This is a genomic window from Caballeronia hypogeia (assembly GCF_001544875.2).
Classification (GTDB): Bacteria; Pseudomonadota; Gammaproteobacteria; order Burkholderiales; family Burkholderiaceae; genus Caballeronia; species Caballeronia hypogeia.
Genome location: NZ_FCOA02000048.1, coordinates 1 through 21,333 on the forward strand (window position 1 = coordinate 1; position 21,333 = coordinate 21,333).

Consider the following 21,333-nt stretch of genomic DNA (forward strand, 5'->3'; position numbering starts at 1 on the left):
GACAAGAACTACACGCTCGAACAACACGAAATCGATGACGGCTTCGTGCTGACTTGCCAGTGTCATCCGGTGAGCGAACGCGTGGTGGTGAGTTTCGACGAACGCTAGAAGCGCGTTAAGCCACAGCCGGGCGTCATTCGATTCGCGTAAACTAGGACCGCTCACCCGAGTGGTCCTTTCGTCTTTCCGGCATCCGACACCGATGAACACGATTCACGTCACGAATGGCGATTCCGCGGCCCAATCCCTCACAGAAGCGTTGCGTCGCGCCGACCGCGAAGAAAACGTCATCGCGCTGCGCGACGATCTTGCCGTTGGACCGATCAGGGACATCGACGAATCGTCACTCGCGCGCGCGGCGTTCTGGCGTCTGGTGACGAACAGCGCGATCGACTTCGAGGACGAACTGGAGAAGCAGCAGGCGCTCTTCGCCGGCCTCGCGCGCGGCGACGCGCAGATCGTCATATGGCACGGCCAGAGCGCCGCCGATCAGCTCACCTTGCGCCGCGTCGCCTATCACCTGCGCAACGCGCCGCAGCGCCTGAACGAAGCGAAACTGTCCCACGACGACCTCGCCATCGCGACCGATGACAGCCAGCCCGAGCGCGTCGGACGCGCCGATCGCGCGACGGCCGTCGGCATGTTTTCGCCGAAACAACTGCTCGCGAAGCTGCCAACCGCCGCGCCGATTTCCGTGCTGCGCATCAGCCGGCTCGCGCTCGAATGGCAGGAAGCGAAGCACGCAAGCGCCGAGACACGCCGCCTGCGCGACAACATGCTGGTGTCGGGCACCTGGGTCGATGTCGACGAAGCCTTGCTCGACCTCGCCGGTCCCGACTGGAAACCGGCGCGGCAGATCGCCGGCGCAGCGATGGGCCAGCGCTTCGACTTCATGCTCTCCGACTCCGTCGCATTCTGGCGCTGCCGGGAGCTCGTCAACGCGGGACGGCTTAAAATCCGCGGCACGTCGTCCGAGATGATGCAGGCCGACTTGCGCCGCTGAACCCATAAAAACGCACTCTTAGAACACATGGCCCGTACCAAAGCGCCCGATCACGAGACGCAACGCGAACAGATTCTGGAACTCGCCGCCGCGAAATTCGCCCAGACGAGCTATCCCAGCACGTCGATGGCCGATCTCGCCGCCGCGAGCGGCACGTCGAAGGCGCGCCTCTATCACTATTACGAGAGCAAGGAAGCGATTCTCTTCGATCTGCTCGACCGCTACACCAAGCGGCTGATGCTGATCATCGCGGAAGTGGAAGGCGCGAGCCAGCGGCGCGGGCTCGGCGAGCGCGAATCTTTCGCCGATCTCGTGCGCGCGTTTCTCGCCGAATACGAGACGTCGCACAGTCGCCACGTCGCGCTGCTCAATGATGTGAAGTATCTCGAAGAGGCGCAGCGCCAGATCATTCTCGACCGTCAGCGTGACATCGTCGCGGCATTCGCGCGCCAGCTTGCGCGCGCATATCCGAAGCGCGCAACCAAGGACAATCAGACCGCGCTCACGATGATGGTCTTCGGCATGATCAACTGGACCTTTACCTGGCTCAAGCCGGGCGGGAAGCTCGGTTATCAGGAATTCGCCGAGCAGGTTGTCGACATGATCGAGAACGGGCTGAACGGCGAAAGCTGAAGTATGTTGCGACACAACAAACCGTCCGGTCGGCAAATCGTTGCGTTTACGCAATTAACATAAATAACTGATTTTAAAGAAATAAAATCGATTTCAGTAGCCATTTAGAACGCCTCCCCTAGTGCGTTTTAAGGGTTTTCCCGTATCCATTTCTCCGCAATCGGCTAGAATTCGTTTTGCTTTGCAGCATGCTGCATGACGAATGAAGGAGGAATGACCATGGAACTGACCATCAACCGCACCGCTGAACAGATCGTCGCGAGCGATCATTCGCTGGACGGCGCGCGCTTGCCGGTTCTCGTTCGTGAACTGTCCTCTTCGGATCGCGAACGCCTGCTCACCCACTTTCGCGCGCTCGACGAAGACGATCGCCTGCTGCGCTTTGGCCAGGTCGTGCCGGATCACGTCATCGAAAACTACGTGCGCAACATCAACTTCGCGAACGACAAGGTTTTCGGTGTGTTCGGCAGTGCGCTGGAGCTGATCGGCGTCGGCCATCTGGCCTATCTGCCGGCCGAAGGCGACAAGCGCACCGCCGAGTTCGGCGTTTCCGTGCTCGAAAGCGCGCGCGGCCGCGGCGTCGGTTCGAAGCTGTTCGAGCGCGCCGCCATGCGAAGCCGCAACACGCATGTTTCGGTGCTTTACATGCACTGCCTGTCGCGCAATTCGACCATGATGCATATCGCGCGGAAGTCGGGCATGAAGATCGAGTATGCATACGGCGAAGCCGACGCGTATCTTTCGCTGGAGCCGGCGGACCAGAACAGCATCATGACCGAAATGCTTCAGGAACAGGCCGCGCTGTTCGACTACGCGATCAAGCGTCAGGCGCATCGCACGTCGCAGGTTTTTCAGGCATTCATGCCGACGGCCGACGCCGCGTAAATTTGCAAGACAGCGCGGGGTTCGCGCTGCGAGCGGGACCAGCACAAAAAGGGCGGCTTCGACCGCCCTTCTTCTTTTTTGCGCAACTCATCGCGATTCAGCGCAGCGGCAACACCGTCGTCTCCTTGATGCGTTCGAGCGAAAAGCTCGATCGCACGTCGATGACGGATGGGTGATGCAGAAGCTGATCCTGCACGAAGCGCGAAAAGTCATCCATGTCGCGCACCTGCACGCGCAGCAGAAAATCCATCTCGCCGGTCATCGCGTCGCAGGCGACGACTTCCGGCCACGAACGAACCGCCTCGCGGAACAGGTCGCCGTGCGTCGGAGTTTTCGGCGTGCCCGCCGCCGCCTGAGTGCCGCCGCGTTTCTCCAGCCGCACGTTGATATAGGCCAGAAGGCCTAGACCGAGCTTTTTCGCGTCGAGCAGCGCCACGTAGCCACGGATCACGCCGCTTTCCTCCAGACGTCGGATTCGCCGCAGGCACGGACTCGGCGACAAATTCACGCGATCCGCGATCTCCTGATTCGACAGACGGCCATTCTCCTGAAGGATCGCCAGAATTCTGAGGTCTATCGTGTCCAGTTCCAGTTCGGCCATTTTGTAGCTCCAATCACTGCTCGTTTGGCAGCATCGTGCGCAATAGTAGAAACACGCGATTTTTTTCGCAAGTTTTTGCCGTTGCCTCCTGACTAAACTTGTCTCCACGTCGCGCACACGCGCCGCACCTAAATCAGGAGACATGCATGACCGCAACGACTTGGGAAAATCCCGTCGGAACCGACGGCTTCGAGTTCATCGAATACACGGCGCCGGACCCCGTCGCACTCGGCAAACTGTTCGAGCAGATGGGCTTCACCGCGATTGCAAAGCATCGTCACAAGGACGTGACGCTGTACCGTCAGGGCGAGATCAACTTCATCATCAATGCGGAGCCGGACTCGTTCGCGCAGCGCTTCGCGCGCCTGCACGGCCCGTCGATCTGCGCAATCGCGTTTCGTGTCGCCGATGCCGCCAGGGCCTACAAGCGCGCGCTCGAACTCGGCGCATGGGGCTTCGATAACAAGACCGGTCCGATGGAGCTGAATATTCCGGCGATCAAGGGCATCGGCGATTCGCTGATCTATTTCGTCGATCGCTGGCGCGGCAAGAACGGCGCGCAGCCGGGCAGCATCGGCGACATCAGCATCTATGACGTCGACTTCGAGCCGATTCCGGGCGCCGAGCAGAATCCCGTTGGCCACGGTCTGACCTATATCGATCACCTGACGCACAACGTGCACCGCGGCCGCATGGTCGAATGGGCGGAGTTTTACGAGCGTCTGTTCAACTTCCGCGAAGTCCGTTATTTCGATATCGAAGGCAAGGTGACGGCCGTGAAGTCGAAGGCGATGACGTCGCCGTGCGGCAAGATCCGTATCCCCATCAACGAGGAAGGCTCGGAGAACGCCGGCCAGATCCAGGAATATCTCGACGCGTATCACGGCGAAGGCATTCAGCACATCGCGCTGGGAAGCGGCGACATCTACAGCACGGTCGACGGCCTGCGCGACGCGAAGATCGCGCTGCTCGACACCATCGACACGTATTACGAGCTCGTGGACCGCCGCGTGCCGGGTCACGTCGAATCGGTTGCCGAGCTGAAAAAGCGCAAGATTCTGATCGACGGCACCAAGGACGAAATCCTGCTGCAGATCTTCACGGAGAACCAGATCGGGCCGATCTTCTTCGAGATCATCCAGCGCAAGGGCAATCAGGGCTTCGGCGAGGGCAACTTCAAGGCGCTGTTCGAATCGATCGAACTGGATCAGATGCGGCGCGGCGTGCTGAAGGATACGACCGCGAGCTAATCAACGGCCGAATCGCAGGCATTAAAAAAGGGACATGGACCGCGAAGGTCCATGTCCCTTTTGTTCGTCATGGCGGTCCGCGTAGCCGTTGCGGACCGCACGAGCGGATCAGCCCGCCGTCTCGTCGTCGCTGCTTTCCGATTCGCGGCGCTTCTCGGCGCCGGCCTGAACGGACTGGATGCGCGCTTGCGCGACCTGTGCAACCGACGACGCCCCGAACGGCGACGCATTGTTCGCCCGCGCGCCGCCCACCGGCGCGCTGATCGCGAAAAATGCCGCCGATACCATCAAGAAATTCTGGATGTGGCGTTGTTTCATCGTTATCTCCTTCTAACTACATGTGTACAACTTGCTTTCGGACTCAAACGTGCGCAAAAAGACGGCACGGGAATTCCGGAAGCGCCATTTTAGACAGACATGAGCGCGAGGGTTCCGCGAACCGGTCGGATTTACACGCTGTAACAAAACCCTCTCGGTGACGGTCAAATCGTCGAGGATCTGACGCAAACCTATGCTAAGTGAGGAATTTTTAACGGGTTTGTCCCACTGTCTCGAAAACCCTTAGACCGGCACACTGGAATCCCGGTCCGACCGTTCACAAGACGCGAAGGCCCGAAACATGCTTTGGTGATCCCAAACCTCGGGTGGAGGAAGACACATAATGAACGCCCCGCTAGACGCAGAACAAAGAGCTTCGCTAGAAGCCGCATTGAAGTCCGTCACGCTAGACGACAAATACACGCTCGAACGCGGCCGCGCCTACATGAGCGGCATCCAGGCGCTGGTGCGCCTGCCGATGCTTCAGCAGGAACGCGACAAGGCCGCCGGGCTCAATACAGCCGGATTCATTTCCGGCTATCGCGGTTCTCCCCTTGGCGGTCTCGACCAGTCTCTCTGGAAGGCGAAGAAGCATCTCGCCGGGCATCAGGTCGTGTTCCAGCCGGGCGTGAACGAAGATCTCGCCGCCACCGCCGTGTGGGGCTCGCAGCAAGTCAACCTGTACCCGAGCGCGAAGCACGACGGCGTGTTCGCGATGTGGTACGGCAAAGGCCCCGGTGTAGACCGTTCGGGCGATGTCTTCAAGCACGGTAACTCGGCCGGATCGTCGAAGCACGGCGGCGTGCTGGTGCTCGCCGGCGACGATCACGCCGCGAAGTCATCGACGCTCGCGCACCAGTCGGAGCACATATTCAAGGCGTGCGGCCTGCCTGTGCTGTTTCCTTCGAACGTTCAGGAATATCTCGATTTCGGCTTGCATGGCTGGGCGATGAGCCGCTACTCCGGCCTCTGGGTCGCGATGAAATGCGTGACCGATGTCGTGGAATCGTCGGCTTCGGTCGATATCGATCCACATCGCACGAAAATCATTCTGCCGACCGACTTCGCGATGCCCGACGGCGGACTGAATATCCGCTGGCCCGATCCGCCGCTCGTGCAGGAAGCGCGTCTGCTCGACTACAAGTGGTACGCCGCGCTCGCCTACGTGCGCGCGAACAAGCTGGATCGCGTGGAAATCGATTCGCCGCATGCGCGCTTCGGCATCATGACCGGCGGCAAGGCCTATCTCGACGTGCGTCAGGCGCTGACCGATCTCGGTCTCGACGACGCCACTTGCTCGCAGATCGGCATCCGTCTGTACAAGGTCGGCTGCGTGTGGCCGCTCGAAGCGCAAGGCGCGCACGAATTCGCGCGCGGGCTGGAAGAGATTTTGGTCGTCGAGGAAAAGCGCCAGATTCTCGAATACGCGATCAAGGAAGAGTTGTACAACTGGCCCGATGCGCAGCGCCCGCGCGTCTACGGCAAGTTCGACGAGAAAGACGGCGCGGGTGGCGAATGGTCCGTGCCGATGGGCAACTGGCTCCTTCCCGCGCATTACGAACTCTCGCCGGCGATCATCGCGAAGGCGATCGCCACGCGGCTGGAGAAATTCGATTTGCCCGCCGACGTGCGCGCGCGCATCGCCGCGCGGCTCGCCGTGATCGACGCGAAGGAAAAAGCGCTTGCGCGCCCGCGCGTCGAGGCAGAGCGCAAGCCGTGGTTCTGCTCGGGCTGTCCGCACAACACATCGACGAACGTGCCCGAAGGCTCGCGCGCGATGGCGGGCATCGGCTGTCATTACATGACGGTCTGGATGGACCGCAGCACGAGCACGTTCAGCCAGATGGGCGGGGAAGGCGTCGCGTGGGTCGGCCAGGCGCCGTTCTCGAACGACAAACACGTGTTCGCCAATCTCGGCGACGGCACGTACTTCCATTCCGGCCTGCTCGCGATCCGCGCGGCGATCGCGGCGAAGGTGAACATCACCTACAAGATTCTCTACAACGATGCGGTCGCGATGACCGGCGGCCAGCCCGTCGATGGCGTGCTGACCGTGCCGCAGATCACGCATCAACTGGCGGCGGAAGGCGCGTCGAAGATCGTGATCGTCACGGATGAACCGGAGAAATACACGGCGACGACGGGCCTCGCGCCCGGCATCGACGTGCATCATCGCGACGAACTCGACGACATTCAGCGACAGTTGCGCGAAATTGCCGGCACATCGATTCTGATTTACGACCAGACCTGCGCGACCGAGAAGCGCCGCCGCAGGAAGCGCGGCGCGTTCCCCGATCCCGCCAGGCGCGTCGTCATCAACGAAGCCGTGTGTGAGGGTTGCGGCGATTGTTCGGTGAAGTCGAATTGCCTTTCGGTCGAACCGCTCGAGACCGAATACGGCACCAAGCGGCAGATCAATCAGTCGACCTGCAACAAGGACTATTCGTGCCTGAACGGCTTCTGCCCGAGCTTCGTCACGGTGGAAGGCGGCCAGTTGAAGAAGCCGAAGGCAACGAGCGTCGCCGACGACGCGATGCCGCCCGTGCCCGCGCCCGAGCTTCCGGAAATCGCGCGGCCGTATGGCGTGCTGGTGACGGGCGTCGGCGGAACGGGCGTCGTGACGATCGGCGCGTTGCTGGGCATGGCGGCGCATCTGGAGCAGAAAGGCGTCACCGTGCTCGATGTCACCGGTCTCGCGCAGAAAGGCGGCGCGGTGATGAGCCACGTGCAGATCGCCAACCGTCCGGCCGATATCCACGCGACGCGTATCGCGATGGGTGAGGCGGATCTCGTCATCGGCTGCGATGCGATCGTCACGGCGAGCAACGACTGCGGCTCGCGGATGCAGCCGGATCACACGCGCGTGGTCGTGAACAGCGCGCAGACGCCAACGGCGGACTTCATCAAGAACCCGAACTGGAGTTTTCCGGGCGCGAGCGCGGAGGCGGATATCCGAGCGGCGGCGGGCAAGCATGTCGCGCTGGTCGATGCGAACCGCTTCGCCGTCGCGCTGATGGGCGATGCGATCTACACGAATCCGTTCGTGCTCGGCTTCGCGTGGCAAAAGGGCTGGGTGCCGTTGCGGCATGAATCGCTGGTGCGTGCGATCGAACTGAACGCGGTGCAGGTCGAAAAGAATCTCGCGGCGTTCGAATGGGGCCGCCGCGCCGCGCACGATCTTGCCGCCGTGACGCGGCTCGCTCACGGGACGCAAGCGCAAGAGGCGCCGAGCAAGGTCATCTCGCTGCACACGCCGAAGGCGCTCGATGCGCTCATCGACAAGCGGCTCGACTATCTCGCGAAGTATCAGAACGCAGCGTACGCGGCGCGTTACGGCCGTTTGGTTGCTGAAGTGCGCGCGAAAGAAGCGTCGCTCGGTGACAGTCAATACGCGCTCACTGAAGCCGTCGTCCGGAATCTTCACAAGCTGATGGCGTACAAGGACGAGTATGAAGTCGCCCGTCTTTATGCGGATCCGGCGTTCATCGAGAAGGTTCGAGCAAGTTTCGAAGGCGACTGGAAGATCAAGGTGCATCTCGCGCCGCCTTCCTTGTCGAAGAAGGATGCGCATGGGCATCTGGTGAAGAAGCAGTACGGCCCGTGGATGATGTCGGCGATGCGCGTTCTGGCGCGGATGAAGTTTTTGCGCGGGACTGCGCTCGATCCGTTCGGGCACACCGAGGAGCGGAAGATGGAGCGCGCGCTGATCGGCGAGTATGAGGCGCTGGTGAAGGAGCTGATCGGCGGCCTGACGGCGCGAAAGCTTCCGCTTGCGATCGAACTCGCCAGTCTGCCGGATTCAATGCGTGGTTATGGGCACATCAAGGAAAACAACGTGAAGGCGGCGAAGGTGAAGTGGGAGAAGCTGCTGGCGCGGTGGCGTTCCAATGAGGGCGGTGAGAAGCGGCAAGTGGCCTGACACGCGTTTCCTGCAACAAAAAGGGCGATCCCGGAGGATCGCCCTTTGTCTTTTCAGCGCAACCGACCGATCAGAAGTCGTAGGCTACCGACGCGCGCGCGCCCGTGTCGCCATATGGCGTGACCGCCAATGCACCGTTCACCAGCAGGCCGCCGTTACGCGCACGGTAGGTCACGCCCAGGCCCAGCGCGCTGTAGCCCTTATAAGTGCCGACCGACGCCGACACCACCGTGTGTCCCGGCTCGCGCGGCGTGAACAGCGGCATCGCCATGGCTGCCGCGACGCCGGCGAACGAGCTGCGCTGCAGCGACGTCATGCTCGACCCGAAATCGTTGCGCATCGCATTCATCTGGTTCATGTTGACCGCGTCCGTGCCACCGGTGCCCGGTGCCACATTGGTCACGCGACGTTCGTTGCCAGCGGAGCCGACCGATACCGTGTTGTCCTGATCTGCGACCGAGTTCGAGCCTAGCGCGATGGCGTTATTGCCTTTCGCCGACGCATTCGCACCGAGCGCGATCGAGTTATTGCCCGCAGCCACGGTTCCCGCGCCAATGGCGATCGCATCCGTTCCGCTCGCCACGGGACGCGGCGCGCTCGACGAATTGACGGCCACGTAACCCACGCCAGCCTGCTGATAGCCGTCGACGATGCCGGCGTACTTGTCCAGCTTCGTGTTGGTGGCGAAGAGCTGGCCGCCGTTGACGGCGTCCGTGCTCGTGGCGGAGAGTTCGGCGTTCTTCACGTTGGTCAGTTGCACCGGCGCCGGCGCCGAACCGCCCGCTGCGGCTTCGCCGCCGAGCGTCACCTTCTTGTGATCGGTCGAGTCATACGCGACAGCGTTGTTCGCCACCGCCGTCACGTCCGCCAGGCCGCCTTGCAGCGTGGCGATATCGGAAGTGTTCTTCGTCACGCGACCATCGAGATTTTCGATTGCTGCGCCGACGTTGTTCACCGTGGTGCCGCCGACCGTGTAGGCGGGCGCGGTCACCACGCCGTTCGCATCGACGCCCGCACCGCCGCCAAGCGCCGCAGCGGTTGCCGCCGATGCCGCGTAGAGTTGCGAACCGTTGATCGCGTCGGTGCTCGTGGCGTTCACCGCGCCGTTCGCGACGCCGGTCACCACGCGCGAACCCGATGTGCCCGCGACATTGATGGATGCGCCATCCGTCGCCGCGCCGATGGTCAGGTTGCGCGTCGTCAGATCCTGGCGCACGAGGCCGACCTGACCGGTTTCGACATCGTTCGTCCAGTTGTTGACCGTGGTCGAGAGGTTGCTGATGTCCGTCGTGTTCTTCGCGACCGCCTGATTCGTCGCATAGAGCTGCGCGCCGTTGACGGCGTCGGAACTCGTCGCGGTGAGCGCGCCAGCCTTCACGTTGGTCAGTTGCACCGGCGTGCCCGGTTTGCCGAACGTGACGACGTCATGCTTGGCCGAGTCGTACATGACCGCGTCGCTTGCGAGACCGGCCATGCTCTGCTGCACGGCGTACAGCTGGGCACCGTTGACGGCGTCCGTGCTCGAATCGTTGAGCGCGGCGGCCTTTACGTTAGTCACCTGGACCGGCGTGCCGGTGTTGCCCAGCGAAATCAGATCGTGGTTGGACGAGTCGTACTTCACCGCGCTGTCCGAAAGCGCAGTCAGATTCTGGTTCGTCGTGTAAAGCTGCGAGCCGTTCACCGCGTCCGTGCTCGAACCATTGAGCGCGGCGGCCTTCATTGGCGACGACATACCTGGTGTGGTCCTGCAACTGGGTGACCGATGTGTTGAGCGTACTGACATTCGTGTTGGTCGCGTTGAGCTGCGAGCCATTGACCGCGTCGGTGCTCGAATCGCTGAGCGCTGCACCGCCATCGGCACTCGCCTGCGGGCCGATGGCCGTCGAGTTCGGGGCCGTTGCCGACGAATCCGCCGCTGTCGAGTTCGTGTGGAAGTACTCGATCCCGCTAACGGCCGCGACTTGCGCGTTGGTCGCGTTCAGTTGCGAGCCGAGCTTGAGGCCCGTGCTCTTCAAACGGGCGATGGTTGCCGCATCGGTGTCTTGCACGCCTTCCGCCATATTGACGATCTGGCTCTGTTGCGCCGAGCTGCCGACCGACACGGTATTCGCCTGGTTCGCCACCGAATTCGCCCCTGGCGCGACCGTGTTGGCCGCCGTCGCGTTGGCACCGTTTCCGACCGCGATAGCGGTATCGAGGCCGTTTTCGTTTCCGCCGTTCGCGGTATAGGCCTGCGCCGGCGACGCTGCGCCAACTGCACAGAAAGCAGCGATCGCACCCAGGATCACCTTCGATTTGCTATTCGACTTTGCCGTTTCCGGAACGACAACCCATGCTCCTGTTTCGACATTCCTGACGACTCGATAAGTCTTGTTCATTTCCGCAGATTCCTGATGGCGAGAAGCCAGATAAGGCTGCGGATTTTCAGCGAGTTTCTGCCAGGACTGATGTCATAGTTTGTCGCTCAAAAATGTCACGAAATTTGATTTTGCTTTGAGCCCAGTGCGTGTGTAGGCCCGACACGAGCCGAATCGTTGACTCCTTTCGTGCCCTCTTCACGAAAAAAAGGCGATGACCACCTTTCCGGGTGATCACCGCCTTTTCCCACAGCGGCGCAAGCGCGCCGAGCCGCAATAGCGTTACTTGTTCCCCACAGCCGCTCCAGCCGAAGCCACCGCCGTCATGTTGATGATCCGCCGCACGGTCGCTGCCGGCGTCAGAATATGCACGGGCTTCGCAGCACCGAGGAGGAACGGCCCGACCGTCACGCCCTCGCCGCTCACCATCTTGAGCAGGTTGTACGTGATGTTCGCCGCTTCCACGTTCGGCATGATCAGCAGATTCGCCTCGCCGTGCAGCGTCGTGCCGGGGAACGCCGCCTTGCGCACCGCTTCGGACAACGCCGCGTCGCCATGCATCTCACCGTCGATTTCCAGATTCGGCGCGCGCTCCGCGATCAGCTTGCGCGCCTCGGCCATACGCTGGCTCGACGCGCTCGCCACGCTGCCGAAGTTCGAATTCGACAGCAGCGCCACCTTCGGCTGAACCCCGAAGCGCTCGATCTCACGCGCCGCGAGAATCGTCATGTCGGCGAGCTGCTCGGGCGTCGGCGTCTCGTTCACGTAGGTATCGCTGATGAACAGATTGCGTCCCTGCAGCATCAGCAGATTCATCGCCGCGAAGTTCTTAACGCCCGGCGCCTTGCCGAGCACCTGCTCGATGAACTTCAGGTGATCCTGATACGTGTCGATGAGACCGCAGATCATGCCGTCGGCGTCGCCCGTGTGGACCAGAATCGCGCCGATCAGCGTGTTGAACTTGCGCAACGCGGCCTTCGCGCCTTCCGGCGTCACGCCCTGACGCGCGGCGATCTCGTGATACGCCTGCCAGCTCTTCTGGTAGCGCGGATCGTCTTCCGGATTCACGATCTCGAAATCGACGCCCGGCTTGAGCTTCGAGCCCATCTTCTGCAGACGCATCTCGACCACCGCCGGACGGCCGATGATGATCGGCTTCGCGATCTTCTCCAGCAGCACGAATTGCGCGGCGCGCAGCACGCGCTCGTCCTCGCCTTCCGCGAACGCGATGCGCGCCGGCGCCGACTTGGCCGTCGCGAACACCGGGCGCATCACCATGCCGGTGCGATACACGGTCGCGCCCAGCGTCTCGCGATACGCATCCATGTCCTTGATCGGACGCGTCGCCACGCCCGAATCCATCGCGGCCTGCGCGACAGCCGGCGCGATCTTGATGATCAGACGCGGATCGAAAGGCTTCGGAATCAGATATTCCGGACCGAATTCAAGCGAATGGCCTTCATAGGCCTTCGCGACTTCATCGCCCTGATCGGTTTCTTCCGCGAGTTCCGCGATCGCGCGCACGCACGCGAGCTTCATTTCTTCCGTGATGGTCGTCGCGCCCACGTCCAGCGCGCCGCGGAAGATGAACGGGAAGCACAGCACGTTGTTCACCTGATTCGGATAGTCCGAACGGCCCGTCGCGACGATACAGTCCGGGCGCACGCGCTTCGCCTCTTCCGGACGGATCTCCGGCTCCGGATTCGCGAGCGCGAGAATCAGCGGCTTGTCGGCCATCGTCTGGACCATTTCGGCCTTGAGCACGCCCGCGCTCGAACAGCCGAGGAACACGTCGCAGCCGTGCATGGCATCGGCGAGCGTGCGGGCATCGGTGCTCGCCTGATAGCGTTCCTTCGAGGCATCGAGATTGCCGCGGCCTTCGTAGATCACGCCCTTCGAATCGATCACGAGCGTGTTCGACTTCTTCAAGCCCAGATGGACGAGCAAGTCCAGACACGCGATCGCGGCCGCGCCCGCGCCGGAGCAGACGAGTTTCACTTCGTCCAGCTTCTTGCCGACGACTTTCAGGCCATTGAGAATCGCCGCCGACGCGATGATCGCCGTTCCGTGCTGATCGTCATGGAAAACGGGAATCTTCATGCGCTCGCGCAGCTTCTTTTCGATATAGAAGCATTCCGGCGCCTTGATGTCTTCGAGATTGATGCCGCCGAGCGTCGGTTCGAGCATCGCGATCGCTTCGACGAGCTTGTCCGGATCGGTTTCGGCCAGTTCGATATCGAACACGTCGATGCCCGCGAACTTCTTGAACAGACAGCCCTTGCCCTCCATGACCGGCTTCGCGGCGAGCGGGCCGATGTTGCCGAGACCCAGCACGGCCGTGCCGTTCGTCACGACGCCGACGAGATTCGCGCGCGAGGTGTACTTCTGCGCGTCGAGCGGTTCGTCGTAAATCGCCATGCACGCGGCGGCGACGCCCGGCGAATACGCGAGCGAGAGATCGAGCTGGTTGGAGAGCGGTTTGGTCGGCGTGACGGAAATCTTGCCGGGACGGGGATTCTGGTGATACGCGAGGGCGCTTTGCTTCAGTTGTTCGTCCATGATTGACCTGAGACGTTTAGACGTTTGGGAATTATTTGAACAGGGTTCACACTACCGTCGACCGTGCTGCAATGAATGCGGGAATGTGAATCGATGGACCAAGTTCTACTCGACGCGCCGGATAGACGCAGCGTGCCGCTCGCCAAGGATGGAGCGAGCGGACGGAGCATTGTTCTTTTTTGGGACAATCAGTGTACACCGCGCGCCCGAGATGACGCGATGCAACGTTTCAGTGCATCCGGACGGCATTCATCCGATGAACCTGTGCGATCTCACTCGAGTTCGGCGCCGCGTTTTTCGGGAATCAGGAAGAGCGTCGCGATGACGTCGAGCAGATAGATCGACGCAAGGAATGCAAGCGCGAGGGCGAAGGAATAGCGCGCCGCGAGCGCGCCTACCGCCACCGGTCCCAGCCCGCCGACCGCGCGCCCTATATTGAAGAGCACGTTCTGCGCGGTGGCGCGCGCTTCGGTCGGATAGATCTCGGAGATGAGCGCGCCGTAGCCGCCGAGCATGCCGTTGACGAACACGCCCATCACCGCGCCGCCGATTAGCAGCGCGGCCGGCGAGCTCAGGTTCGAGTAGACGAAAACCATCGCGACGGCGCCGAACTGGTAGACGAGAAACGTCGGCTTGCGCCCGAAGCGATCCGCCGCGACGCCGAACAGCCAGATGCCTGCGGCCATGCCGAGCACGGTCGCCGCGGTCCAGAGCCCGGATTTCGTAAGCGAATAGCCGAACGTTTTCGACAGATAGCTGGGCAGCCAGATCATCAGCCCGTAGTAGCCGAAGTTCTGCACGGAGCACAGGATGATCACGCCCAGGCTTGCGCGCGCGGTGCGGGCGTCGTCGAAGAGACGTTTGAGCGGCAGCTTGCGGGTGGCCGGTTCGGTGTTCGCCACGGCCGCGCGGCGTTCGGTGAACAGCACCGGTTCCTCGACATGCCGCCGCACGAAAAACGATACGACCGCCGGGAGCAGTCCGACCGCGAACATGCCGCGCCAGCCGATCACCGGCAGCAGCAACGGCGTAATAAGCGCAGCGGCGAGCACGCCCGCCTGCCAGCCAATCCCGACATACGACGAAACCCGCGCGCGCAGCCGCGCGGGCCAGGCCTCCGCGACCAGCGCCATGCCGATGCCGAATTCGCCGCCGAGCCCGATCCCGGCGATCGTGCGGTAGATCAGCAGATCGCCGTAGCCGCGCGAAAACGCGCACAGGCCGGTGAAGACGGCGAACAGAAGGATGGTCCAGGTCAGCACGCGCACCCGGCCGAAGTAGTCGGACAGCATGCCGAACACGACGCCACCCGCGACCGCGCCCGCGAGCGTCCAGGTGACGAGCGCGCCGGATTGCGCCGGCGTGAGGTGCAGGTCGGCGGCGATCGCGGGCAGCATGAAGCCGAGGATCAGCAGGTCGAAGCCGTCCATCGCATAGCCGAGCGCGGACGCGACAAGCGCGTGCAGCGCGTGACGGGAAACGGTGGTGGAATCGTCGGTGGGGGTGGAGCGGGAAGCGGGTGTCATCGGTAAATGGTGAAAAATGCGACAGCGGCGCGAGTTTACGCGTCTTCACACATTCAAAACAATCCCGCGCGCATCGACCGGGCACGTCGCCTCGGGTAAAATAGCGGGCTCGCTGTGCATGGGACGGCACTAAGCGCTGAAGCGCCAAGTCCCGTCGACACGCGCGCAGGAAACGCGAAAGAAGGTCCGTACGACCGCCCTTTCCGCGTCCCATCATGCGCCTGGCCCCTCGCGGCCGTCCCCGCTTCTCCAAGCGCCATCTCAAGTCCAAGGATTCGCCCATGACAGGCTTCGATCGCCAGACGATCTCCGACACCACCGCCAAGATGCTCCTCGAAGTCCAGGCGGTGCACTTCAACGCGGAAAAACCGTACATCTTCACGTCCGGCTGGGCGAGCCCGGTGTATATCGACTGCCGCAAGCTGATTTCCTACCCGCGCGTGCGCCGCGGCCTGATGGAAATGGCCGAAGCAACCATTCTTCGCGACGTCGGCTATGAGCAGATCGACGCGGTCGCCGGCGGCGAGACGGCAGGCATTCCGTTCGCGGCATGGATCGCCGACCGCCTGATGGTGCCGATGCAATACGTGCGAAAGAAGCCGAAGGGTTTCGGCCGCAACGCGCAGATCGAAGGCCTCCTGACCGAGGGCCAGCGCGTGCTGCTCGTCGAAGACCTGACGACCGACAGCCGCAGCAAGATCAACTTCATCAACGCGCTGCGCACCGCGGGCGCGACGGTGAACCACTGCTTCGTGCTGTTCCACTACAACATCTTCAAGGAGAGCGTGTCGGTGTTGAAGGACATCGACGTCGACTTGCACGCGCTCGCCACGTGGTGGGACGTGCTGCGCGTCGCGAAGGAACAGGGCTACTTCGAGACGAAAACGCTCGATGAAGTCGAGAAATTCCTGCACGCACCCGCTGAATGGTCGGCCGCGCACGGCGGTGCTACTGCCGCACCGCAATAATCATTGGCATTTCTGCAAGATTAAAAAAAGCCGCTGAATCAAGCGGCTTTTTTATTTTAAAGTGACAAAAAAGGTCACAGCGAATTCGGATTCGGAACTGGAGAATCGTCGAGTGAGCCGTCGCCCGAATAGGCTGAGAGATTCATTAGCCCGTTACTTTGCGCGTATTGAAACAGCTCGGAATCTCGTTCGATGCCGAGTTTTCGCATCGCGGTGTTCTTTTGCGTGCTGATCGTTTTGATACTGCGACGCAATTGTCCGGCAATTTCGGTGATCGTCATGCCCGAAACGAACAGTCGGACCACTTCCAGCTCGCGTTTGGAAAGAATCACGCTGCGCTGCTGGCCATTCGCACCGAGCCCCATGCTGTCGAGCGCCGTCTTCACGGAAGGCCCGAGATACTCCTGACCGCGCATGACATGCTGGATGGCCCAGCCGATGTGATTCATGTCGTCGGCCTTGTTGATGATCGACATGACGCCCACTTCCCGCAAACGTTTGAGCAACGCCGGATTTTCGAGCATGGTCAGCACGACCAGCTTGACTCGCGGGAATTGCCGGCCGATATATCCGAGCAGCGGCATGCCGTCGCCATACGAGCCGCCGGGCATGGCGAGATCCGTGACGAGGACATCGCACGGCGATTTCTGAAGGAGCTGGATCAACTCTGTCGATTGACGCGCCTGACCAACGACCTCCACTTCGGGAAACTTGTTGAGCGCCTGCGTAGCGCCGAACAGAATCACGGGATGATCGTCCGCGATTATGACTTTTATTCGCTGGCTCATTTACTTCTCCTGTCGGTCGGTCGATTCAGATGCCGCGAATCTACGTCGAATACACATTTCTACCTTTCAATAGAATCAGAAGCGGTCGCCGTCAAGGGCGCTGCGCACTGCGACAAAACCGGTGAACACAAACTGCGCCATCGGTTAAGTCTCAAGGAATCCAAGCTTTAATGCTTTGTTGCAATGTTAAACTGCAACTTGGCACGAAGCGCATCACTGAGACAAAAAACATCGTTGCAGCCGGCGAAACGCTGCTATAACGCGCGACGATACTGACAGGAGTTCAGCCCATGCGCCTCACCGGTCGACGCGTGAGTTCGAGTGGCCATGTCGTAGCAGCACTCTCGGTCGTCCTCGCGGCGGCAGCTTTCTCGACAACGCGCGAGGCCGCGGCCGACCCCGCGTTCGCCGTGACGAGCGTCGACCTGGCGCCCGGCAAGCCGGTCGGGCGCGACTTACTGTTCGATCAGTCCGAATGCAAAGGCGGCAACCGCTCGCCGCAGATCTACTGGCGCGGCGCGCCCGTCGGCACGCGCAGCTTCGCCGTGACAATTTTCGACCCCGACGCGCCCGGCCGTGGCTGGTGGCACTGGGCCGTGGCGGGCATTCCGGCCGGCACCGACCGCCTTCCGAACAACGCGAGCGCCTCGGGCGTCCTCCGCAAGATGGGCGCCGTCGAAGCGCGCAACGACTGGGACACCGACGGCTACGGCGGCCCGTGCCCGCCGCCCGGCAAGCCGCACCGCTACATCGTGACGGTCTACGCGCTCAACAGCGCCGATCTGCGGCTGCGCCAGGGCACGCCCGCGCTGATGTTCGAGCACGAAATCCGCACGATGACGATCGAAAGCGCGCAACTGACCTTCACATATGGCCGCTAGCTTTTCTCGCCGGGAAGCGTGCGTTCGCGCCGGTCGGTGAAAAAATGTCTTTGCTAGACTGGCCCGATCCGTCCGCAAGGCACGCGTGCAGTGCGTGCCGCGGCGCTGGGACCGACTCGGGGACACCATGCCGAACATCATCATCGTTTTTCACAGCGGCTACGGCCACACGAAGAAGGTCGCCGAAGCCGTGCTCGCCGGCGCGACCGACGCGGGAGCGAACGTGCGGCTCATGCCCGTCGGCGACATGGACGACGCCGGCTGGGCCGAGCTGGACGCCGCCGACGCCATCGTCTTCGGTGCGCCGACCTACATGGGCGGACCGTCCGCCGACTTCAAGAAATTCGCCGACGCGAGTTCGAAGCCGTGGTTCGCGCAGAAATGGAAGGACAAGATCGCGGCCGGTTTCACCAATTCCGCCCATATGAACGGCGACAAGTTCCTCACGATCTCGTATTTCGTCACGCTCGCGATGCAGCACGGCATGATCTGGGTCGGCACCGGCATGATGCCGTCGAACACGAAGGCGGCCACGCGCAACGATCTGAACTTCGTCGGCGGCTTCACGGGGCTGCTGACGCAATCGCCCGCCGATGCGTCGCCCGAAGAAGCGCCGCCGCCCGGCGATATCGAGACCGCGAAGATTTTCGGCGCGCGCATCGCCGAAACGACGGCGCGCTGGATCGGCGCCCGGGCGCGCCCGGAAAACGACGGACATCAACCCGCCGCCGAATCGCCTTAAAATGTCGGTTTTGCGGCGAGCGCCCGCACGAACCAGCGAGATCGAGATGACCACGAAAGTATTTGTCGACGGACAGGAAGGCACCACCGGCCTGAAGATTTTCGAATATCTGTCGCAGCGCCGTGACATCGAGGTGTTGCGCATCGAGGAAGCGAAGCGCAAGGACGTCGAGGAGCGCCGCCGGCTCATCAACGCGTCGGACGTGACGTTCCTGTGCCTGCCGGATGTCGCGTCGCGCGAGTCGGTTTCGCTCGTCGCGCCCGACAACGCGCGCACCGTGATGATCGACGCCAGCACGGCGTTTCGCACACAGGACGACTGGGCCTACGGCCTGCCGGAGCTTTCGCGCGCGCAGCGCGAGCGTCTGCGCACCGCGAAGCGAATTGCCGTGCCGGGCTGCCACGCATCGGCGTTCGTGCTGTCGGTGCAGCCGCTCGTCGCGGGCGGACTGGTTCCCGCCGATTTTCACGCCCACGCGTACTCGATCACCGGCTACAGCGGCGGCGGCAAGAAAATGATCACCGAGTACGAAGCAGGCGGCAACGAAATGCTCATGAGCCCGCGCCCTTACGCGCTCGGGCTCACACACAAGCATCTGCCGGAAATGTCGGTGCGTACGGGACTCTCGCGTGCGCCGATCTTCACGCCGATCGTCGGCCCGTTCCTGAAGGGTCTCGCCGTCACGACGTACTTTTCACCGGACCAGCTCAAGCGCCCGGCGAAGCCACAGGACGTGCGCGACATGCTCGCCGAGTACTACAACAACGAGCCGTTCGTGCGCGTGATGCCGTTCGACGCCGAAAGCAACCTCGACGCCGGTTTCTTCGACGTGCAGGCGTGCAACGAGACCAATCGTGTCGATATTTTCGTGTTCGGCAACGACGAGCGTTTCGTGACGGTCGCGCGTCTGGACAATCTCGGCAAGGGCGCGTCAGGTGCGGCGATCCAGTGTATGAATCTGGCCATCGGCGTGGATGAGGCGGCAGGTCTGGCGCGCTAAGCGCTTTCGTCCAAAGAAAGCATCGAGGAAGGGCCGGTCTGCTTCACTGCGGGCCGGCCTTTTTTGCATGGGCCAGTGCAGCGCAACATCGGATCGTACAGACGAAAAAAGCCCGCCAAAGCTGGCGGGCTGAATCCATATCAGTGGAGACATGGAGGAGACAGGAGTAAATATATCAATAATTTTGGTGCGTCGCAACATTGCCTGTTGCGGCAGGTTGACGCACGGTTGTTCGAAGAAAATTCAGGGCTGCATCATCGACAGGATGAAGTACAGCTGATCCGCCGAGATTGGCTTGACCAGGTGGACGTCGAAACCCGCTTTCTGCGTCATTTCGCGGTGCTGCGGCTGGCCCCAGCCGGTGAGCGCGACGAGCATCATCGCGTGGCCGTTCGGCAAACGGCGCAGCGCGCGCGCCGCGGCGAGACCGTCAACGAGCGGCATGCCGAGGTCGAGAATCACGACGTCCGGTTCGAACTGGGCCGCCACTTCGACCGCTTGCGCGCCGTTGGCGGCCAGCGCCACTTCGTGATCCATGCCGGTGAGGAGATTCGCGAGGCCCGCGAGCGCATCGTCGTCGTCATCGGCTATGAGGATGCGCTTGCTCACGATGGCCTCAGTGGGAGCTGTAGATTTCGAGCTTCAGCTTGTTCGAACCCGCCTGCGACGCTGAAATCTCTGTGCGGGCGCCGCGCTGGCCGAGGTAGAAATGCTGGCGCGCGGGCGAGTTCTGGTCGTGCGTCGCACCCGGAAGGCAGGCGGCGATATCGGCGGCGACGCTCTGCAGCGCGTCGGCGCTCGAGCCGCCGTGCGGCGTCCAGGTGCATTGATAGCTGGTTTTCGATGCGGCGCATTTCGCGTCGTCACCGTAAGGCAGCGCGACCGGGCGGCCATCCGATTCGGAGAGCGACGAGAAGTCCGGCGCCGCGACGATGATGCGCTTGAGCGCGTTGCAGGGACTCGGGGTGTCGTCGGCGCGGGCGGGCGACGTCGCAAGGACGCCGAACAACGGCAAGAGCACGGCCAGAACGGCGCGTCGGCCAGTCGTCAACATGAAGCGCCTCCTTTTAGCTGTTCTTCTGTGTCGCCGCGAACCGGGAACGAGCGCTACTATCCGCCCACCGGTTGCGGATGTATGTTCGAAAGCGAATGAAGCATTGAATGCGGGAGCAAGTCATGCACCCGTTCACGCAGAAGAATGGGCGTCCTCAGTGCCGCACGAGCGCCATCATCGCGCCGAATCCGACGAACACGCCACCGGTCAGCCGGTTGAACGCCTTTGCGACGTTCGCGCTTTTGAGTTTGTCGCCGATACGCGCGCCCAGGCCCGCATAGACCGCGTACCAGCTCACTTCGATGACCGCGAAAGTGGAGACGAGCACCGCGAACTGCGGCAGCACGGGGCGGCTTGCGTCGATGAACTGAGGCAACAGCGCGGCGGCGAAGAGGATCGCCTTCGGATTGCTGCTCGCGACGAGAAAGCCGTTGCGAAACAGCGCGATGCGACTGAACGAATGCGCCGCGCCGGTTTCATCGCGGACTTCGACCGGGCTTGCTTTTGCGCGCCAGCTTTTCACGCCGAGCCAGACGAGATAGGCCGCGCCCGTCACACGCAGCGCGTCGAACAGACGCGGCCACGCTTCGAGAAACACGCCCAGCCCCGCCGCCGATACCGACAACATGACGACGAGCGCCGTGAGGCAGCCGGCCATGGTCGCGGTCGAGCGTTTGAGGCCGTGGCGCGCGCCGTGCGTCATGACGAGCAGCATGTTGGGACCGGGGATCGCGGAAACGACGAAAACAGTGGCGACGAACAGCCACCAGACATGCAGATTCATTGCGGCGCGGCGAAGAGGAAAGGGATTCGCATTATGCCGTCTGCCCGCGCCGTTGCGGGCGTAAT

At 62.3% G+C, this 21,333-nt stretch carries 18 protein-coding genes and 1 pseudogene; 9 read left to right on the forward strand and 10 right to left on the reverse strand.

What is annotated here, in order from left to right:
* The first annotated feature begins 202 nt into the window (after nt 1-202).
* The 3 genes from AWB79_RS35725 (at nt 203) to AWB79_RS35735 (ending at nt 2,521) form a co-directional block, all read left to right on the forward strand.
* The gene (locus AWB79_RS35725; RefSeq protein WP_061172186.1) at nt 203-1,003 is read left to right on the forward strand and encodes a DUF1835 domain-containing protein; all 801 of its coding nucleotides are present in this window, start codon (nt 203-205) and stop codon (nt 1,001-1,003) included.
* 27 nt (nt 1,004-1,030) lie between these two features.
* The gene (locus AWB79_RS35730; protein ID WP_061172187.1) at nt 1,031-1,636 is read left to right on the forward strand and encodes a TetR/AcrR family transcriptional regulator; all 606 of its coding nucleotides are present in this window, start codon (nt 1,031-1,033) and stop codon (nt 1,634-1,636) included.
* Nucleotides 1,637-1,855: 219 nt separating this feature from the next.
* A complete protein-coding gene (locus AWB79_RS35735; RefSeq protein WP_061172216.1) occupies nt 1,856-2,521 on the forward strand; it encodes a GNAT family N-acetyltransferase in 666 nt (221 codons plus the stop codon).
* Nucleotides 2,522-2,618: 97 nt separating this feature from the next.
* Here the strand turns inward: AWB79_RS35735 and AWB79_RS35740 are convergent, their stop codons facing one another.
* The gene (locus AWB79_RS35740) at nt 2,619-3,122 is read right to left on the reverse strand and encodes an Lrp/AsnC family transcriptional regulator (RefSeq protein ID WP_061172188.1); all 504 of its coding nucleotides are present in this window, start codon (nt 3,120-3,122) and stop codon (nt 2,619-2,621) included.
* A 146-nt stretch (nt 3,123-3,268) separates the two neighbouring features.
* On the opposite strand from AWB79_RS35740, the gene hppD reads away from it, so the two are divergent.
* Nucleotides 3,269-4,372: a 4-hydroxyphenylpyruvate dioxygenase gene (hppD, locus tag AWB79_RS35745; protein WP_061172189.1), complete on the forward strand. Its 1,104-nt coding sequence runs from the start codon at nt 3,269-3,271 to the stop codon at nt 4,370-4,372.
* 108 nt (nt 4,373-4,480) lie between these two features.
* Here the strand turns inward: hppD and AWB79_RS35750 are convergent, their stop codons facing one another.
* Nucleotides 4,481-4,690 carry a hypothetical protein gene (locus AWB79_RS35750; protein WP_061172190.1) on the reverse strand — a complete coding sequence of 70 codons (210 nt, stop codon included), beginning with the start codon at nt 4,688-4,690 and terminating at the stop codon, nt 4,481-4,483.
* Between the two features lie 343 nt (nt 4,691-5,033).
* On the opposite strand from AWB79_RS35750, the gene AWB79_RS35755 reads away from it, so the two are divergent.
* Entirely contained in the window at nt 5,034-8,609 is a 3,576-nt protein-coding gene (locus tag AWB79_RS35755; protein ID WP_061172191.1) for an indolepyruvate ferredoxin oxidoreductase family protein, read from the forward strand.
* A gap of 70 nt (nt 8,610-8,679) precedes the next feature.
* Here the strand turns inward: AWB79_RS35755 and AWB79_RS40700 are convergent, their stop codons facing one another.
* From AWB79_RS40700 to AWB79_RS35775, 4 genes and pseudogenes are all read right to left on the reverse strand, one after another.
* Nucleotides 8,680-10,341, reverse strand: a complete 1,662-nt coding sequence (locus AWB79_RS40700; protein ID WP_232471125.1) for a YadA family autotransporter adhesin — start codon at nt 10,339-10,341, stop codon at nt 8,680-8,682.
* A gap of 28 nt (nt 10,342-10,369) precedes the next feature.
* Nucleotides 10,370-10,987 (reverse strand): annotated as a pseudogene (locus tag AWB79_RS40875) (ESPR domain-containing protein); the annotation flags it as partial.
* 261 nt (nt 10,988-11,248) lie between these two features.
* Nucleotides 11,249-13,525 carry an NADP-dependent malic enzyme gene (locus AWB79_RS35770; RefSeq protein ID WP_061172194.1) on the reverse strand — a complete coding sequence of 759 codons (2,277 nt, stop codon included), beginning with the start codon at nt 13,523-13,525 and terminating at the stop codon, nt 11,249-11,251.
* A 272-nt stretch (nt 13,526-13,797) separates the two neighbouring features.
* A complete protein-coding gene (locus AWB79_RS35775) occupies nt 13,798-15,051 on the reverse strand; it encodes an MFS transporter (RefSeq protein WP_061172195.1) in 1,254 nt (417 codons plus the stop codon).
* A 281-nt stretch (nt 15,052-15,332) separates the two neighbouring features.
* On the opposite strand from AWB79_RS35775, the gene AWB79_RS35780 reads away from it, so the two are divergent.
* Entirely contained in the window at nt 15,333-16,019 is a 687-nt protein-coding gene (locus AWB79_RS35780; protein ID WP_008352701.1) for an orotate phosphoribosyltransferase, read from the forward strand.
* Between the two features lie 74 nt (nt 16,020-16,093).
* Here the strand turns inward: AWB79_RS35780 and AWB79_RS35785 are convergent, their stop codons facing one another.
* Entirely contained in the window at nt 16,094-16,807 is a 714-nt protein-coding gene (locus AWB79_RS35785; RefSeq protein WP_061172196.1) for a response regulator, read from the reverse strand.
* 290 nt (nt 16,808-17,097) lie between these two features.
* Here AWB79_RS35785 and AWB79_RS35790 point away from each other — a divergent pair, with 290 nt between their 5' ends.
* The 3 genes from AWB79_RS35790 (at nt 17,098) to argC (ending at nt 19,430) form a co-directional block, all read left to right on the forward strand.
* Nucleotides 17,098-17,688, forward strand: coding sequence for a YbhB/YbcL family Raf kinase inhibitor-like protein (locus AWB79_RS35790; protein WP_061172197.1), 591 nt, complete (start codon nt 17,098-17,100; stop codon nt 17,686-17,688).
* A gap of 127 nt (nt 17,689-17,815) precedes the next feature.
* Nucleotides 17,816-18,430 (forward strand): flavodoxin family protein, encoded by a 615-nt coding sequence (locus AWB79_RS35795; protein ID WP_061172217.1) that lies wholly within the window; start codon nt 17,816-17,818, stop codon nt 18,428-18,430.
* Between the two features lie 46 nt (nt 18,431-18,476).
* Nucleotides 18,477-19,430: an N-acetyl-gamma-glutamyl-phosphate reductase gene (gene argC / locus AWB79_RS35800; RefSeq protein WP_061172218.1), complete on the forward strand. Its 954-nt coding sequence runs from the start codon at nt 18,477-18,479 to the stop codon at nt 19,428-19,430.
* 243 nt (nt 19,431-19,673) lie between these two features.
* Here the strand turns inward: argC and AWB79_RS35805 are convergent, their stop codons facing one another.
* The 3 genes from AWB79_RS35805 to AWB79_RS35815 all read right to left on the reverse strand — a co-directional run bounded on the left by AWB79_RS35805 (nt 19,674) and on the right by AWB79_RS35815 (nt 21,268).
* On the reverse strand, nt 19,674-20,039 hold the full coding sequence (locus AWB79_RS35805; RefSeq protein WP_061172198.1) for a response regulator: 366 nt from the start codon (nt 20,037-20,039) through the stop codon (nt 19,674-19,676).
* A gap of 7 nt (nt 20,040-20,046) precedes the next feature.
* The gene (locus AWB79_RS35810) at nt 20,047-20,484 is read right to left on the reverse strand and encodes a hypothetical protein (protein WP_061172199.1); all 438 of its coding nucleotides are present in this window, start codon (nt 20,482-20,484) and stop codon (nt 20,047-20,049) included.
* 154 nt (nt 20,485-20,638) lie between these two features.
* Nucleotides 20,639-21,268 carry a LysE family translocator gene (locus AWB79_RS35815; RefSeq protein WP_061172200.1) on the reverse strand — a complete coding sequence of 210 codons (630 nt, stop codon included), beginning with the start codon at nt 21,266-21,268 and terminating at the stop codon, nt 20,639-20,641.
* Nucleotides 21,269-21,333 lie beyond the last annotated feature (65 nt).

What these genes read in the sequence shown, in the direction of transcription:
- AWB79_RS35785 (WP_061172196.1), bottom strand. Translation starts at nt 16,807, where the DNA reads ATGAGCCAGCGAATAAAAGTCATAATCGCGGACGATCATCCCGTGATT.
- AWB79_RS35730 (WP_061172187.1), top strand. Translation starts at nt 1,031, where the DNA reads ATGGCCCGTACCAAAGCGCCCGATCACGAGACGCAACGCGAACAGATT.
- AWB79_RS35790 (WP_061172197.1), top strand. Translation starts at nt 17,098, where the DNA reads ATGCGCCTCACCGGTCGACGCGTGAGTTCGAGTGGCCATGTCGTAGCA.
- AWB79_RS35775 (WP_061172195.1), bottom strand. Translation starts at nt 15,051, where the DNA reads ATGACACCCGCTTCCCGCTCCACCCCCACCGACGATTCCACCACCGTT.
- AWB79_RS40700 (WP_232471125.1), bottom strand. Translation starts at nt 10,341, where the DNA reads ATGTCGTCGCCAATGAAGGCCGCCGCGCTCAATGGTTCGAGCACGGAC.
- argC (WP_061172218.1), top strand. Translation starts at nt 18,477, where the DNA reads ATGACCACGAAAGTATTTGTCGACGGACAGGAAGGCACCACCGGCCTG.
- AWB79_RS35770 (WP_061172194.1), bottom strand. Translation starts at nt 13,525, where the DNA reads ATGGACGAACAACTGAAGCAAAGCGCCCTCGCGTATCACCAGAATCCC.
- AWB79_RS35740 (WP_061172188.1), bottom strand. Translation starts at nt 3,122, where the DNA reads ATGGCCGAACTGGAACTGGACACGATAGACCTCAGAATTCTGGCGATC.
- AWB79_RS35755 (WP_061172191.1), top strand. Translation starts at nt 5,034, where the DNA reads ATGAACGCCCCGCTAGACGCAGAACAAAGAGCTTCGCTAGAAGCCGCA.
- AWB79_RS35780 (WP_008352701.1), top strand. Translation starts at nt 15,333, where the DNA reads ATGACAGGCTTCGATCGCCAGACGATCTCCGACACCACCGCCAAGATG.
- AWB79_RS35795 (WP_061172217.1), top strand. Translation starts at nt 17,816, where the DNA reads ATGCCGAACATCATCATCGTTTTTCACAGCGGCTACGGCCACACGAAG.
- AWB79_RS35725 (WP_061172186.1), top strand. Translation starts at nt 203, where the DNA reads ATGAACACGATTCACGTCACGAATGGCGATTCCGCGGCCCAATCCCTC.
- hppD (WP_061172189.1), top strand. Translation starts at nt 3,269, where the DNA reads ATGACCGCAACGACTTGGGAAAATCCCGTCGGAACCGACGGCTTCGAG.
- AWB79_RS35810 (WP_061172199.1), bottom strand. Translation starts at nt 20,484, where the DNA reads ATGTTGACGACTGGCCGACGCGCCGTTCTGGCCGTGCTCTTGCCGTTG.
- AWB79_RS35750 (WP_061172190.1), bottom strand. Translation starts at nt 4,690, where the DNA reads ATGAAACAACGCCACATCCAGAATTTCTTGATGGTATCGGCGGCATTT.
- AWB79_RS35735 (WP_061172216.1), top strand. Translation starts at nt 1,856, where the DNA reads ATGGAACTGACCATCAACCGCACCGCTGAACAGATCGTCGCGAGCGAT.
- AWB79_RS35815 (WP_061172200.1), bottom strand. Translation starts at nt 21,268, where the DNA reads ATGAATCTGCATGTCTGGTGGCTGTTCGTCGCCACTGTTTTCGTCGTT.